This is a genomic window from Desulfogranum marinum, assembly GCF_016918565.1.
Lineage (GTDB): Bacteria > Desulfobacterota > Desulfobulbia > Desulfobulbales > Desulfobulbaceae > Desulfogranum > Desulfogranum marinum.
In genome coordinates, this window is record NZ_JAFFQD010000043.1 from 1 (window position 1) to 14,716 (window position 14,716).

A 14,716-nucleotide genomic window follows, 5' to 3' on the forward strand; every position below is an offset into this window, starting at 1 on the left:
AAGCGGCCTCTGACTCCGCTCAGTTCGGAGATAAATCTTGACTTACAAGGATATAATGAGAAAAATTAGCTGTAGGTAACCATCTAAATCAACAGGAAAAAACAGGGTTGTTACGTATACAAACTGTGAAGGTCCTGGCCTGTTAGACTGGAATGTTGCCCCATTTTCAGCATGTGCCTCCAGGGTGCCAACACTACAAAGTTTAATCGCCAGCTTTTTTGCGGATAAAAATGCCGTAAATTGATATCTGTTAAACCAGAGTGTAAGGGTTGATTTTACTACCCAAAGTTTTTCGGGTCTTTGTCATAGTTGCAGAACAAATCTGTTTCATGGGGTCTACTAACTATTAATTTCATTTTCCCTTCGCTCACGATTTAACTAACTTTGACCATTGGCAAACCTATGATGTTAATTAATGGTTCCTCTACTGCACTGATCAGTAACAAATAGCTACCTTTTTGCAGGAGGCAACAATAAGTCCGGCCAGAAATTTTGCGATGTTACTCTGTACTTCTGGAGAAAATAAGTTTTATACTGAAAAAGAATTGTGATGTTATCACTTGCATCGAAGGCAATATAAGATTTTACAGTCACTCTACTGTATAAATGCCTTTGGCATTTTTTTCTGTGACAACGAAACAACATTAAGCTGATGCATAAAAATAGTACATGAACAATTATCAGTCGATTTTTGAAAGCGCCGCTGAAGCCATCATTATCTGGAATGAGTCTACTAATATAATAAAGGTCAACCCGTCGGCCTCTAGCTATCTCGGTTACTCTTGCGGTGAGCTGGAAGCCATGCAGGCTGACCATCTGGAGTCCTCGGAAAAACGTCAACAATTTCCGCAACGGGTCAGAACCTTGCTCGAGCATGGGCATATTGCATATGGAACAATCTTGCTACATAAGGACAAAACCCATCTCCAGGTAGCAGTGAGCGCAAGTAGAATAGTTTGGGATAACCAAACTGCATTCTGCAGTATCTACCACTTCCTAGACGAAAGCCAAGCCCGCTTCTGTGCTATCACCGATTCAACCAAGGATGCCATCATGATGATGGACGAAAAAGGGCTTGTGTCTCTCTGGAACTCCGCCGCGGAAAAGATTTTCGGGTATGCTGATTCTGAGGTAATGGGCAGAAACCTGCACACTTTGCTGGCACCGTCTCGATATCACCAGGCGCATATAACAGCCTTTCGTAGATTTCAGCAGACAGGGGAAGGCAATGCTATTGACAGGACTCTTGAGCTGAAAGCATGCCACAAGGATGGTCATGAGGTAAACATTGAGCTTTCCCTATCCAGGCTCCATATGTCTGGCGCATGGCATTCTCTCGGCATTGTCCGTGACATTACAGAACGTAAGAGGGCTGAGCAGAAACTCAGAGAAAGTGAGGAGCGCTTTCGGGTTCTTCATAATGCGTCCTTTGGTGGAATTGTTATCCACGATCAAGGTATTATAATTGACTGCAACCAGGGACTCTCAAAAATAAGTCAATATACTATAGAAGAGCTGATAGGGATGAACTGTCTTCAGCTAATTGCCCCCGACTGGAGGTCGATAGTCATGGATAAAATCCACTCGGGTTATGAAGCACCCTATGAGGTGGAGGGCTTCCGTAAAGATGGTACGACCTATCCGCTCAGCATTCGCGGTAGCAATATTCCATACAAGGGGCACGAGATTCGGGTAGCTGAATTTCGTGATAGCACTGAGAGTAAGCAGCTGGAGGATCAGCTCATACAGGCACAGAAAATGGAATCTATCGGCACCTTGGCGGGAGGGATTGCTCATGATTTTAATAATATACTCAGCGCTATTCTCGGATATGTAGATCTGGCTCGCAGCTTAACCCCAGCAACCTCACCAGCGAAGAAGTCGCTGGATAAAGCGTTGAAAGCAATCAAACGGGCGACTTTGCTGGTCCACCAAATTTTGGCATTCAGCAGGCAGAAAGACACCAAACGAGTGCCGTTGCAGGTCGCTCCGATCATTAAAGAAGCCACCAAGCTACTGCGTCCGATGTTGCCTTCCACAATCGAGATAAACCAACAAATCAAGGAAGATTCCTGGTCCATTCTTGCTGATCCGACACAGGTTCATCAGATCTTAATGAACCTGTGCACCAATGCATGCCATGCCATGGAGATGACAGGGGGGACTCTCACCGTTACACTGAAGAATATAGACTTTACCCTTTTGGATGTACAGCAACAGCCAGGCGTCCAACCCGGCCAATTTGTCATACTGTCAATTGGCGATACCGGTCCTGGTATTCCGTTTGAAGTAAGAAAGAAAATTTTTGATCCATATTTTACGACCAAAGCTGTTGACAAGGGTACAGGAATGGGGTTGGCCATTGTTCATGGTATTGTTAAGAAATACGGAGGATTCATTACAGTTGATAGCGAACAGGGAAAGGGGGCCTGGTTCCATATTTATCTACCCGCTGTTGAGCAGGCAGAGTCTTCAGAGGATGTTGAAGATTTAATGATTAAAGGAGACAATAAGCGGATTCTGCTGGTGGATGATGAGGAAACAGTTGCCGACATAGGCCGGGCAATATTGGAGTACCTGGGGTATGAGGTGACGGTTTTCACAAGCAGCGTAGAGGCATTCAGCGTTTTTCAGCAGGACCCGTTACTGTTTGATGTGGTGATAACCGATCAGACCATGCCGGCAATGACCGGGTTTGATCTTGCCCAGCGGATGTTGGCGATACGGTCAGACATTCCCATAATTATCTGTACTGGTTACAGCAACACTCTCTCTGAAGAAAAAGCGCAAAAATTAGGGGTCCGAGCGATCGCCATGAAACCTTTTGCGATCAGCGACCTTTCAAAAATCATCCGCAAAGTTATTGACGAATAGGCAATCTCATGCAGGAGCAGATCGAAGATTTGCAATGCCTATACTAAACTATAGCAAGGCAAGACACATTAACATGTTTCCTGTTTATACCTAACAATATAAAAAATCTTCTTGACCCCTTGGAAAGCAAAAAAAATCCTGCCAGGAAAAAAGAATATTGAATCCAATATGGTTCCAGATTATCAGCTGATAAAGTTACTCAATTTCAGAATGATTTCATGGTAGACAATACTTTCAAATCAGTCAGGTAAGAACCTGCAAGTATGATACTTTATTTTTTAAGAGTTCCTTGGGGGCAAGATAGAATCAATAGGTTACATGGTTTTGAGTATGTATCTTTATTACTCTTCCACAGCAGCCGCAAAGATACTTTTTTTGCATGAGATAGGGGAGATGGTAAAATCAAGAAAAACAACACGAAGTGCCAGGAGGGCTAAGTCAGCACCAAGTTCAAAAATAACTAAAAGGGCATCTCGTTTTCTGTTGAAGCTTGGAGCCGGTTTTTTCGGCTTATCTATCTTTTTTGTCCTGCTTTTTCGCTTTGTTCCGGTTCATGTCACTCCGCTTATGTTGATCCGTTTTGTGGAACAGCTGACTGAAGGAAAAGAACTTCGACTCAAACACCATTGGGTACCAATTGAGGCAATTTCTAAAAATCTGCCCTTAGCGGTATTTTGCAGCGAAGACCAGAATTTCATAAATCATTTCGGCTTTGATTTCAAGGCCATCAAACGTTCAATCGCAGCTTCTCAAAACGGGACAAAACAATTGCGGGGTGCCAGTACCATTTCCCAGCAAACTGCAAAAAATGTCTTTCTCTGGCCGGGCAGAAGTTGGGTTCGTAAAGGGTTCGAGGTTTACTTTACTGTTCTCATTGAGATTGTTTGGGGCAAAGAACGCATTATGGAGGTCTATCTGAACAGCATCGAAATGGGCAGAGGGGTTTATGGAGCTGAAGCAGCATCTCTTTATTATTTTAAAAGAAACGCAAAAAATCTTTCTAGAACACAGGCGGCAGCTATTGCGGCAGTTTTGCCCAATCCTCGGGAGTATAGTGTGAATCCACCGACTCCCTATATCAAAAGCCGGATTAACTGGATAGCAGGACAGATGCGCCACTGGGGGACGCTATCGTTCAAGTAAAAAACTTCATCTGAACTAATTCAATTAATACTACAGCGACACCTTTGCCAATAACATCTTCGCCTTTTTGAGCTTTCTATTTTTATAACTAAGTCAGGCTTGGCTATTGGGTAGTCTTTTATCAAAAGCTATTGATGGCAAGCAAAATAAGACTCTATTCCCCCGGCACCTGTTACCATGTGATCATTAGGAACAACGAAGAAAGGGGGCAAGTCGGCTTTTGACTCATGTCGCAAATTTTCATTAACATACTAATGCGCCGGATAAACCGCTGATAATCATGTTAATATAGCCAACTTAAACATCTTGTTTCTCCTCTGATTTCAAAATTTTACACTCTTCCTGTTTAAGTTCAAATTCACCAGACAGGGTGACATTGTCAACGGAGCGAAAAAGAAAATGCCTTTCGCTTTGCGCCGGTTTTCTTATTAAAATTCGAAAAGAATAAACTTTTCAGGTTTTTTATCTCTCTGTATAGGGACAAAACGAAACGAGGAGGTGTCGAGTTCTTCCCATTGTTGAGCGTTTAGTTTACTGGATAATGGCCGATAATAAAATGCCAGCTTCATTTTCCGGATAGGCTCATCGGCTTTCAGCTTTATAGTGATATCTTTGTGCTTCCATTTGTAAACCAAGAAGTTGTCCATTCTCGTTTTCGCTGCTGGAAGCCCGTACAGTGATTTCATGTGAGTTAATAGTTTGTCATACACCTCAATGGATTCAATATTGAGATATACGCCAAAAAGCTGGTCTTGATAAAACCCGTATATTACATTCTCAATCGACACATCACCAATCGTATAGGTTTCTCCAGGCTTGGTGTAATAACCGACCTCGCCTTTTTCACCCAGTTTTGATAGTCCGGCATACCTAGATGCACTCTCGCCCCACCTGTATTCCGAAATCCCTTCATGCAGCTCTGTCGCGCCTGCAACTGTTGCCAATACCAACACCAGAGTTATCAAAAATATTGCCGATATGTTGTGCATCATTACCTTCGTCTCCTTTCAATCTGGTTTGCTAGCGTTGGGTGGTGCAGTGAGTTCCAATATATAATCAACTGTAACGTGTTGTTTTGAGATCAGCTTTGCGGCTAATTAACGTCTTAAGATTGCCTGGTCACAAAAAGCTCATCCGTTTTTTTCATTGATATTTAAAAAGAATCTTTCCCGATGACAACAAAAGAAAACTATACATATAATTCTAAACAGTTAGACGGGACCATAAATTTCAAGAAAAAGTTCACAACACCTAATAACGTTGTTAATACCTATTAAAGCTGCACATTTCTTCGACCCTTTTTCGTTGTTTATTTCGCAGCCGATATCCTGGAGGAGGATAGCCCAGGGAAATAACCAAACCGATCCTGATCCGGGCCGGGATATGGAGTAATTTTCTAATCCGCTGCTCATCAAACCAGCCCAGCATACAGGTGCCAAGCCCCAGCTCGGCAGCCTGCAAACAAAAATGTTCAGCAACAATCCCGATATCGATTAAGGGGAAATCACGTTTTTTCAACAATCCCCCTATCTGGGTGACCACCCTCGTTTTTTCAATGGCTATCACTACCAACACAGGTGCTTGAGGTACAAATTTATTAAAAGATACCATGGTGCTGAAGGTGGCATCAGCAACCTGATCTTTCAAGGCGGGATCGGTGACAAAAATTAATTTCCATGGCTGACCATTGCTCGCAGAAGGCGCTAAACGCGAGGCTTCTATCAACAGGTGCAGCTTTTCTTGTTCCACCCCCCTGTCCTGATAAGCACGTACACTTTGCCGTGATAAGACAAGATCCATAAAATGCCCTGTCTGCTCTTTTTCATCGTGCTTCATACAGCCACCTCTGCGTTACGGGCAGCCGTCTTCATGCCTCTACACAACGCTTTTTGCAAAAGCATTACCGCACCTCTTTCTTCCTCACCCTGGAAACTCCAGGAATCAAGGTTTGCGACCCTCTTACCCCACGTAGGTTCCGAACATGACTATGGGTAAACTGGGAGATCAACTCGGCATCCGAGGTCAACAAATCCCGCATCAACGTTGCTTTCACAATCAGGTCGATTGAACCGTGCACCGAGTGTACTTCGTCTACCTCGTCAAGCTGTAACAATTTATCCATGATATGATTTTCATGGCGCCCTTCAATATTCAGCAAGATAAAAAAGGTTATTTCCCGCCTCATCTCCGGATACTCTGCTTCCCTGTATTCTGCCATTTTTGTTCTGAACTCCTCCATGCTTTTGGGAATCAATCGGTCAATGCCGATACCGTAACGACGCTGCTTGCTGAGCTCCCATTGATGCACCGAAATATACAGACAGAGATCATCCACGGTACGCCTGGGAAAGGAATCAGCCAGCCCACTGCCTGCCACCATCGAATATAAAGGCTTATAGATGGTTCGATACCAGTCAATCGCGGCATGACTATAATCGACCTCCTGATCCGCTGTTTGCGCCAGGAACTCTTGATGGGCCATAATCTGCTGCTCCAAATGGGTAAATTGACCAAGTTCCGTCAAATCGATGGTCTCGGTCAATCCTGCCTTATCACGAAAAGCAATCTTCTCTCTATATAAAATATTTTCATAGGTGTCTGCACCGGGCAGCAGTTCTAATATACACGCCTGTATGTGTTTATGGCCAAGCTCCCTGGCGGCAGTAACCCGGTGGTGGCCATCGAGAATGAAATAATCATCTTTGATCTGATATAAAGAAACAGGGGGCATAGGCTTACCTTTCACCATGGCCCTGAGAATGCCTTGGAGACGTCCGCTGTCCTCTTTTCGCTTGGGCCTGAACCGGCTGTCAAAATCGTGGTAACGCCCTACGGTACCAACAATTTTTTCCAAGGGGATGCTGCAGACCCCCCTGTTAATTGACTCAAATGCCTGTTCTGAGGTCTGGACAGTATCAAAATGTTGCAGTTCTTTAACCGGTTCCACCGGTTCAAAGCGGATAAATATCCTGCTCAAACTTTTTTTAATACCGTCAAACATTGAGTATATACCACCCATAACAATTAATAATCCGGGTTTTCCCTAACTGATGCACCCTTTCACTGTCATCGTGAAACAACGCATGGATATGACCATGGAGGAGATAGGCCGGCTGGTATCGTTTAACCAAGCCACGAAAACAACGGAACCCACGATGGCATGGATCTTCGGCATCACCTATCTTGCGGGGAGGAGCATGGGTAACCACAATATCGATCCCCTTGATGCGCCACAGCCCGAACCAAAGCCGAAAAATAAAATTGCGCATCTGTGGCTCTGTATATTGATTGACCCCTCCATTATACCAACGAGATCCGGCAAGCCCCAGGATTCGGAATCCATGATAGGAAACTATACGGCGGTGTATATCAAGACACCCCTCCGGCGGTGACGCCTCATAACGAATATCATGATTGCCCATTACGTAATAGACCGGTACCCCGGTGCGCTTACTGAGCAACGTTAAATATTCGGGAGGGAGATCACCGCAGGAAATGATCAGCTCAACCCCCTGTATATCAGGACTGTCTTTATGATCCTCTGCTAATTCCGGCACCACGGCATCAGCTACAACAAGAATTTTCATAATCAAAAAATAAGTACGCTGTGCAATATATTCAAATGACTTAAGATAGAGTCACCCTTTAGTTTGACACCACATATTACTTGTCAAGATTAGTCAGGCCGACAAAACTGCCATTATTATCTTCAGCAAGGCGCCGCATCAACGCTGCGAACCTGATCACATTGTTTTCCGCTCCGGACGGGGCAAACAGCACCGGAAAACCTATGGCATGGATACGTACCCTTTTATTACCCGACATATCACGTTGATTCATCTGGGTAACGGTATTGACCACGGTTTGAATCGAGCCCCTTGAAAAATCATCGCCAAAGACATAAAGAGATATCTTTTTCTCTTTACTGTAAAAACGCCTAATCGCGCTCGTAATTCCTTCCACCGGGCTTGAGTTGGAAAAAGGGGCCCATGATGCCAGACGCCTGAGAACAGCTTTTCGCCTTGCCGGGGTATCGGCAATCCAACGACCACTGTATTGGGAAAACATATACTCGCCCATGTCATTCATCACCTGCAGCCCTTTGACCCGGGGGTGGACATCCAATATTTCCGTCATTTTCCGACGCACCATCGGCCAAGCAAATTTTTGCATGGAACCGGAAGTATCAATCACGAAAATAATATATTCGCTATCAACAGGAATCCCACCTATCGGTTGTTGGGACACCGTCCGTATTCGTTGCTGCCGCTGGAGGCGCTGCATTTCCTCTGTCAACTGTTGTCTGGCTGTTTGCAACTTCTGCTCTGCTATTGCCACTGCCTCACTACTTTTGCTGTGCCCGGCAATACGTTCCTGCATCCGGACAAGACCGGCAACATTTTCAGTCAGTTGCCGGTCGGCTTGTTCGAGCTCTTCCTGATGTTGAAGAAGCTGTTGCCAGACCTGCTTTGCCTCCTCACGAACAGCAGTAAGTTCGTTCTCCAGAGCGGCAAGCTCAGCATGCCGATCACGAGCCATGGTTTGCGCGACCTGCGGTTCGGAAATTTTACTGATAACCAGCAGCAAGATAAGAGCCCCGAAGCCGCAGGATACAACATCGAGAAAGGAGAGGTTAAATATTTCCACGCTACGCGGTTTCTTTCTCATGGCCAGTCCCGAGTAGGCGTTAAAAAAGATCCGTTTGTCTTCACTGCAAGCTCCCAGAAAAGGGTGGCTGCCAGAGGATCGCCTTCCATGGGAAATAAGATGGTATTCACAGGTATGTTGGCAGGCAGTTTTTGTATGGCTTCTTTATAAAAAGACATTCTTTTTTTTCCTGAAACAGCACCGGACGTGGCCCCTCTGTTGCCCTGGGTGGGTAAACCATCGGTGAGCAAAATACAGTTGTCCGGGGCAGGATTCAAGGCAGCCAGCGCGGCAAAGGCCTTTGTTAAATGTGTACCGCCGGCAGGAACCATCGTTTGCAGCTTCTCTACCATTGTATCGACGGCCTGCCTGTTGCCGACAGCTACCCAGTCATCATTTCCCAAACGAACAGGGACAGTGTTGAAAGCCAGGATCTGGGTATCGGCACCTTGCGGCATATTAGCCAGCAACCAGGCAACGGTTTTTTGTGCCTGCTGCCATTTTCTGGAATTACGTTGAACGTCTTTGCTCATATTCCGTCTTCGCAGCACATTGACCACTGTTTCATCAAGCATAGAGGCGCTCACGTCCACCAACAGGGCAATTCTCCTGCCACCCAGCTGCAGCCCAGTAAGATACTGCCGCCTCCCTTGTCCCGCAAAATGCCTTACCTGCCCTCCGCTTGCCGACGACTGCACCTCCCTTTTGTCGAGCTGCCGACGCTCCGTATCCAAAATCTTTAAGGCCTTCTGCGCCTGCTCAAGCTTACGTCGGTCTGTTGATGCCTGCTGCAACTGAGCGGCAAGCCGCTTCTCCTCTGCCTGTGTCTGCTGCCTGACGGATGCAAGTTCCTGCCTGGACTTTGCCAGAACTTGCTTTTTTTGAGCGAGCTCCGCCTTCATTTCCGTAAGGTGTTCGCTTTCAGCTTTTACTGTCAGGGCTGCGCGTTCAGCCTCTGCTGTCAGGTCCTCTAGCTGCTGTTTTCGATGGGATAACGTATTGGCATGGACAATGAGTACCAGCAGTACCACCGCCCCAAAGCCGCAAAACATTATATCAAGAAAGGCAAGGTTAAACGAAGAGATGGGTCGACGATGACGGAGAGCCATGATTACGGCCGAAAAGGATGCGCCCGTAGCCGTGCTATTAAGTTACGGTCGCAATAACTCTCAGTATCCAGCACCAGTCGATCCTGGAGCAACTGCAATTGATGAATAAAAAACATTAAGACAATGGAGATTACCAGGGCAATAAAGGTAGAGTTAAAGGCAACTCCGAGATTTTGGGTAACCCCGGTAATATCGCCTTCAACCGCTTTGTTGGCAAGAGACAAGGCAGCGCCGATCCCACGAACAGTGCCGATAAATCCCACCGACGGTATGGCCCAGGCAATATAGCGTATGGTGGAAAGTTCCGCCTCTAAACGCTCCCCTTCCGAGGTACAGACATCACGCAGGGCTGTTGCTGCATCCTGCACATTATGCGTGGCGCCAAAACGCCTGATTGCAGCATCAAGGGCCCGAGAAAGCAGATAGGTCTCCTTCTTGCCGGAAAGTTCCTGAATACGCTGCTTTACAGCGGTGGCATCTTCCGGCCCCAGCGGCAGTGTTTCCGGCAGCTGGAGTAAATCCACGTCAAGCTGTCGCCGCTGCTGCCAGGTACTGACACCTTTAAACCCTAAAATGGCCATTGCCCACAGCATAAGGACCAGGCAGGCTTCCTGCTCGTAATCTTTGAGCACTACATAAAAATTACGTTGCTGCACATAATCAGGATCAACAGCCAGCTGCTGCTGTTCCTTGATTTGAAAGAGTTCTGCCTCCGGCCTGATAACGGTCACAAAAGCCCCATGGACAAGAATAAAAGCCGTTAGCAGGGAAAAAATCTGATAGAAAAATTCAAAAGGGATTTTTTTCGGCATCCTGTTCACACTGGTGGTTAAATATCAGCAGGAAGGTCGATCACAGTATCTGCATCGACTTTTTGAGTTGGTACAAAAACGGTATACCCATCTTTCTGAGGCGGGGCAGGCGGTTTTCCCTTCTCTTTGTTTTGGCCTTGTTCCGCCTTTGCCTGTTCCTGCTCAACAGCAGCCACCGAAGTGAAAACAGCCATCAGGGTGAACGCTCCCACCAGCAGAAAACCAGTCGTCCCTTTCATTGAAGATACCTCGCCACCCGGAATCCGATGTCATCCTTTTTGCCTTTCCCATAGGAGCGATAGCTGAACCGAAGTTCCACCACCGAACCGTCACGCCAACTCGACCCTCTGACCACTCGGTGGGTTCCCCTGACCGGTCCCATGGGGTCTTGTTCAACCGTTTGCAGGGAACCGCTGACAGCGCTATAAAAATCATGACACCATTCAGCTACGTTCCCGCCAAAATCAAAGAAGCCCCCTGGATCAGCCTTAAATGAACCCACCGGCGCAGTAACCGGATGGCCATCATCATAATCGGCAAGAGTGAAATTAAGCACCCCGAGCATGCTCTTATCGGCAAAATTCCCAACCACCACCTGAGGTGGAAACGAACCGTTCCATGGATAGCGATCCAGCTGCCGCCTACCCGAGAGACGAGCCCCATAAGCCCACTCAGCCTCAGAGGGTAGCCTGTACCCGGTACCGTTATCAGCTACCAGTCGCCCATTTTTTTGCACATAAAAAGGTTTTATCCCTTCCTGCCTGCTGAGCCAGTTACAGTATAGTGCCGCTTCCTCCCAAGACACATTGACCACTGGCTGATTATCTTTATCCAGCGAATAACGGGCAAAGGCACCGGATCGATGCTGTGGCCGAAACCGTCGATACTCACCGTTGGTCACCTCACGAGCTCCCACATACACAGGTCGGACAAGGCGGACTTTTCTCAGCTGCTCATTGGCCCTTCTTCCCGGTTCCCTCCGGGAAGCACCCATCTGAAACTCAACAGGGGCCTGGAAAAGCGGCTTGAGGCCAGCCTTTTTTCGAGCAACCGGTTTGCCGCTCTGCAACGATGCAAGAGGTTCCATGGTAACCCGGATCTGTTGACTGTACGAACTACGAGGTATCACCTTTACCTGTTTGTCCTGGTATCCCTTGCGGGTAAAGACAAAACGGTGTTGTTTTTCTGCCGGCAGGACAAACCTGCCCACACTTTTTGCCCCGGCCACTCCACCATTGATGGACAAACGGGCATCTGCCGGGACCACCTCCACAAAAACAACCCCTGTTTCCGCTTCCAAGGGCACGTGGAGTTGCTTTTCTTCACCAGCTTCCAAAACCAGCTGATACTTGGCCTGCTTATACCCGGGAAAGATGAGCACAAAAGTGTGCTCCGTTCCTGCAGCTACTTCCACTTGCAGCGGTGTTTGCCCCCGATAAACCCCGTCCACTGTCACCGAAGAACCAGAGGGCGAAGAACTCAAATCAATCACAGCGGGTTCATGCTGGAGGATAACCGGCTCCAAAATGGTTATTTCTCCACCGGATACCGTTACTTGCCGCTGCAAGGGCAGGTAACCGGATTGAACAAAGGTCAATGTATGTTCTCCCGCTGGAACATCTACAGCGCCAGGTGTGGAACCTAATAGTGTTGTTCCGTTCTTCACCTCGACCGACTCAGGAATGGTTATAACCTCCACCGTCCCCCATCCCGGTTGCAGCTGAAAACGAAACGTTTGCATCCGCCCCATACCCTCAACATCTATACTCTCCACTAACTCCTGATACCTTTGCTTGTGTAAGTTAATGGTATGTTTTCCTGCTCCTATGCTAAAGGCTTGAAGCGGTCCGGTTCCGACATACTTGCCATCGATGGTAATCTGCACCCCTTCAAAGGGGACAGTTTCCACATTGATACTGCCGGGAAGTTTTTCAAGGGTAAATTGAAATGAGGCCTGAGAACCGGCGGCAATGGTTATTTCTTGATGTAGATCTGCATACCCTTCCAAAGAAGCAGTAAGCGCATATTGCCCGGGCCACGCAAAATACCGTCCCTGCAGATGAACAACCGGCGGTACCCCTGACACCTTTACGGTTTCCGGTACTGGCTCTATGTCAAGGGTAAAGACATTCCCCCTTACAAGAAACAGCGTTATCGCCGTAAGCACAACAGCGAGAAACAAACCGGTACCAACAAGTAGCCTACTCCCCCTCCGCCGCTTAAGCGGGGGTGACATTCTTGGTAATCCGCCCTGATTTTCTTTTCTTTCTTGGCTTTTGCCGGCAGTATGCCTGCTCTGCAGGCCAAGTGGCAATACATCTATTTCCACCAGGTCACGCTGGACATGGAACTCGAGAAGGTGCTCCCCGATTCGAATCTGATCGCTCCCTTTCACCCAGACAGATTGCGTAATATGGGCACCGTTATGCAAACAGACTGTACCGGTTAAAGAGGGTTGAAAAAACAGGTGTCCGTCTGCAAGCCCCAGGCAACCGACCTCTTCGGTAACGCCATCCAGTTGCAAATGGTCATCACTGCCGGATCCAATCCACAAGGGCAGGTCATTTTCATGGTACCTGGACACTTCCCCCCCATGGAACACCTCAAATAATCTGCTCAAATCGGCTCCTCGCAACGAATGGCCAGCACTGGCAAAGAAGAGTCCTGGACGGGAACAGACAACTGCTTACGCACATCCCTATAGCCGGCCCTCCTGCCGACAACCGTATAGGTCCCAGGATACAGTTGCAGTTCTTTTTCCCTAAACCTTCCCAGATTGCCCACTTTATAGACAATGATATCAGACAAATTATCTGACACCAAGTGCACCCTTACCCGCTGCCGCATGCGTATCATCAACGAATCCAGCGCTTGCTGCTGCCCGGTAAGGCGAGGTCCTGGATCCTCAATAGTCTGTGCATAGTTGAGCAGGGATACGGCCTCGGCAAAAGCTTTATCATCTTGCAGACGGAGCGGCATGGAAAGTATTTTTTCCAGTCGCTGATCAAGTTGTTTACGCCTTTCCACCTTGTCCTGGTGTTGCACGGCAATACCGGCCCGCTTGTCTGCGGAAAGTATTTTTTGGATGAGCTCCGACGCCTGCTGCCATTGCTCTTGTGCCATTGCACTTTGCAGCCGTTGCTCTAATCGTTGTATCCGGGCAGCTTTTTGCGCTCTTGCAAGTTGTAGTCCCGCATTTTGCACAGCCTGACTTCCCGGCTTGACCTTCCTCGCCGCTGCAAGCGCCTTCTCGGCCTTGCCGTACTCGTGGTTGCCAAGCGCACCGAAAAAATCGCCCATTGCTTCCTGCAGGGACTGCTCCTCAATAACTCTGTCAACGTTTACCAACCCGGATTGTGCTTGTATATTGTGGGAATCAAGAGCAACGGCCTGCCGAAACTTTCCCTTGGCCTCAACCCACGCCTTTTCCAAAAAGAGCAGTTCTGCCTGACGTACCAAGTCCACAACCGTCTCTGCCACTGCTGCACGCTCTACACCCTCTAACGCCTTCTTGTTTCCTGGAGCAGCCGCAAGCACCCTGCTAAAAGCATCTTTAGCGTCCTTTCCTTTTCCTTCTTGGAGCAACCCCTCCCCTTCCAGAAGAAGCTGCTCCACTTTCAGCTGCTTATCATCCAAAACCTGGGCCAACAAGGAGGTTGCCTGCTCGTACGCCAAAGCCGCCTCCGGGAATCTCTTTTCCGCGAGATCCGCTTCCCCTTTAGTAACCGCCTCGAGGACGAACGTATATTCTTTATCCGCCCACACCTCAACCGACATGGACTTCCCCCTGGCCTGCATATGCAACCATGCCTGCAAGGAATTTTCGGCTACAGATCTTTTTGCCACGTCCTCTGCCGGTGGTACGGTTTCGGCAATTAATATCTTTTCTCGGTCGTCAACCTGCTCGACTTCCATGGTATTATTGCGGCTAGAAGGAGTGAGGTCATCTTCCGGTTGCATATGTGACAACCAGAAAAACAGCAGGGTCCCATTAATCACTATGAAAACAGCAAACAACACCAACACACTGCGCAGAGGAGATGCTGAGTTTTGTTCCGGTGACGTATCCGGCGGTTGCAATTTCACAGGCTTCTCCTTCACAAGCTTTCTCGTTTATCAGCCCGAATTTGT

At 47.6% G+C, this 14,716-nt stretch carries 12 protein-coding genes; 2 read left to right on the forward strand and 10 right to left on the reverse strand.

Annotated features, from left to right (window positions below):
• Nucleotides 1-669 precede the first annotated feature (669 nt).
• Together JWH17_RS19040 and mtgA are read left to right on the forward strand one after the other, a co-directional pair.
• The gene (locus JWH17_RS19040; RefSeq protein ID WP_205224255.1) at nt 670-2,874 is read left to right on the forward strand and encodes a hybrid sensor histidine kinase/response regulator; all 2,205 of its coding nucleotides are present in this window, start codon (nt 670-672) and stop codon (nt 2,872-2,874) included.
• Between the two features lie 456 nt (nt 2,875-3,330).
• Nucleotides 3,331-4,017 (forward strand): monofunctional biosynthetic peptidoglycan transglycosylase, encoded by a 687-nt coding sequence (mtgA, locus tag JWH17_RS19045; RefSeq protein ID WP_369125069.1) that lies wholly within the window; start codon nt 3,331-3,333, stop codon nt 4,015-4,017.
• A gap of 428 nt (nt 4,018-4,445) precedes the next feature.
• Here the strand turns inward: mtgA and JWH17_RS19050 are convergent, their stop codons facing one another.
• From JWH17_RS19050 to JWH17_RS19095, 10 genes are all read right to left on the reverse strand, one after another.
• Entirely contained in the window at nt 4,446-5,009 is a 564-nt protein-coding gene (locus JWH17_RS19050) for a hypothetical protein (RefSeq protein WP_205224257.1), read from the reverse strand.
• Between the two features lie 271 nt (nt 5,010-5,280).
• Entirely contained in the window at nt 5,281-5,853 is a 573-nt protein-coding gene (locus JWH17_RS19055; protein ID WP_232371196.1) for a nitroreductase family protein, read from the reverse strand.
• Nucleotides 5,854-5,917: 64 nt separating this feature from the next.
• A complete protein-coding gene (locus JWH17_RS19060; protein WP_205224258.1) occupies nt 5,918-7,018 on the reverse strand; it encodes a ParB N-terminal domain-containing protein in 1,101 nt (366 codons plus the stop codon).
• Nucleotides 7,011-7,604 (reverse strand): metallophosphoesterase family protein, encoded by a 594-nt coding sequence (locus JWH17_RS19065; protein ID WP_205224259.1) that lies wholly within the window; start codon nt 7,602-7,604, stop codon nt 7,011-7,013. Before JWH17_RS19065 ends, JWH17_RS19060 begins: the two co-directional genes overlap by 8 nt.
• 76 nt (nt 7,605-7,680) lie before the next feature.
• On the reverse strand, nt 7,681-8,685 hold the full coding sequence (locus tag JWH17_RS19070; protein WP_205224260.1) for a vWA domain-containing protein: 1,005 nt from the start codon (nt 8,683-8,685) through the stop codon (nt 7,681-7,683).
• A complete protein-coding gene (locus JWH17_RS19075; RefSeq protein ID WP_205224261.1) occupies nt 8,682-9,773 on the reverse strand; it encodes a vWA domain-containing protein in 1,092 nt (363 codons plus the stop codon). The genes JWH17_RS19070 and JWH17_RS19075 overlap by 4 nt, the downstream gene beginning before the upstream one ends.
• A gap of 2 nt (nt 9,774-9,775) precedes the next feature.
• Nucleotides 9,776-10,585, reverse strand: coding sequence for a MotA/TolQ/ExbB proton channel family protein (locus JWH17_RS19080; RefSeq protein WP_205224262.1), 810 nt, complete (start codon nt 10,583-10,585; stop codon nt 9,776-9,778).
• Between the two features lie 17 nt (nt 10,586-10,602).
• Nucleotides 10,603-10,824, reverse strand: coding sequence for a hypothetical protein (locus JWH17_RS19085; protein ID WP_205224263.1), 222 nt, complete (start codon nt 10,822-10,824; stop codon nt 10,603-10,605).
• On the reverse strand, nt 10,821-13,205 hold the full coding sequence (locus tag JWH17_RS19090) for an SUMF1/EgtB/PvdO family nonheme iron enzyme (RefSeq protein WP_205224264.1): 2,385 nt from the start codon (nt 13,203-13,205) through the stop codon (nt 10,821-10,823). Before JWH17_RS19090 ends, JWH17_RS19085 begins: the two co-directional genes overlap by 4 nt.
• On the reverse strand, nt 13,202-14,671 hold the full coding sequence (locus JWH17_RS19095) for a hypothetical protein (protein ID WP_205224265.1): 1,470 nt from the start codon (nt 14,669-14,671) through the stop codon (nt 13,202-13,204). The genes JWH17_RS19090 and JWH17_RS19095 overlap by 4 nt, the downstream gene beginning before the upstream one ends.
• Between the last annotated feature and the right edge of the window lie 45 nt (nt 14,672-14,716).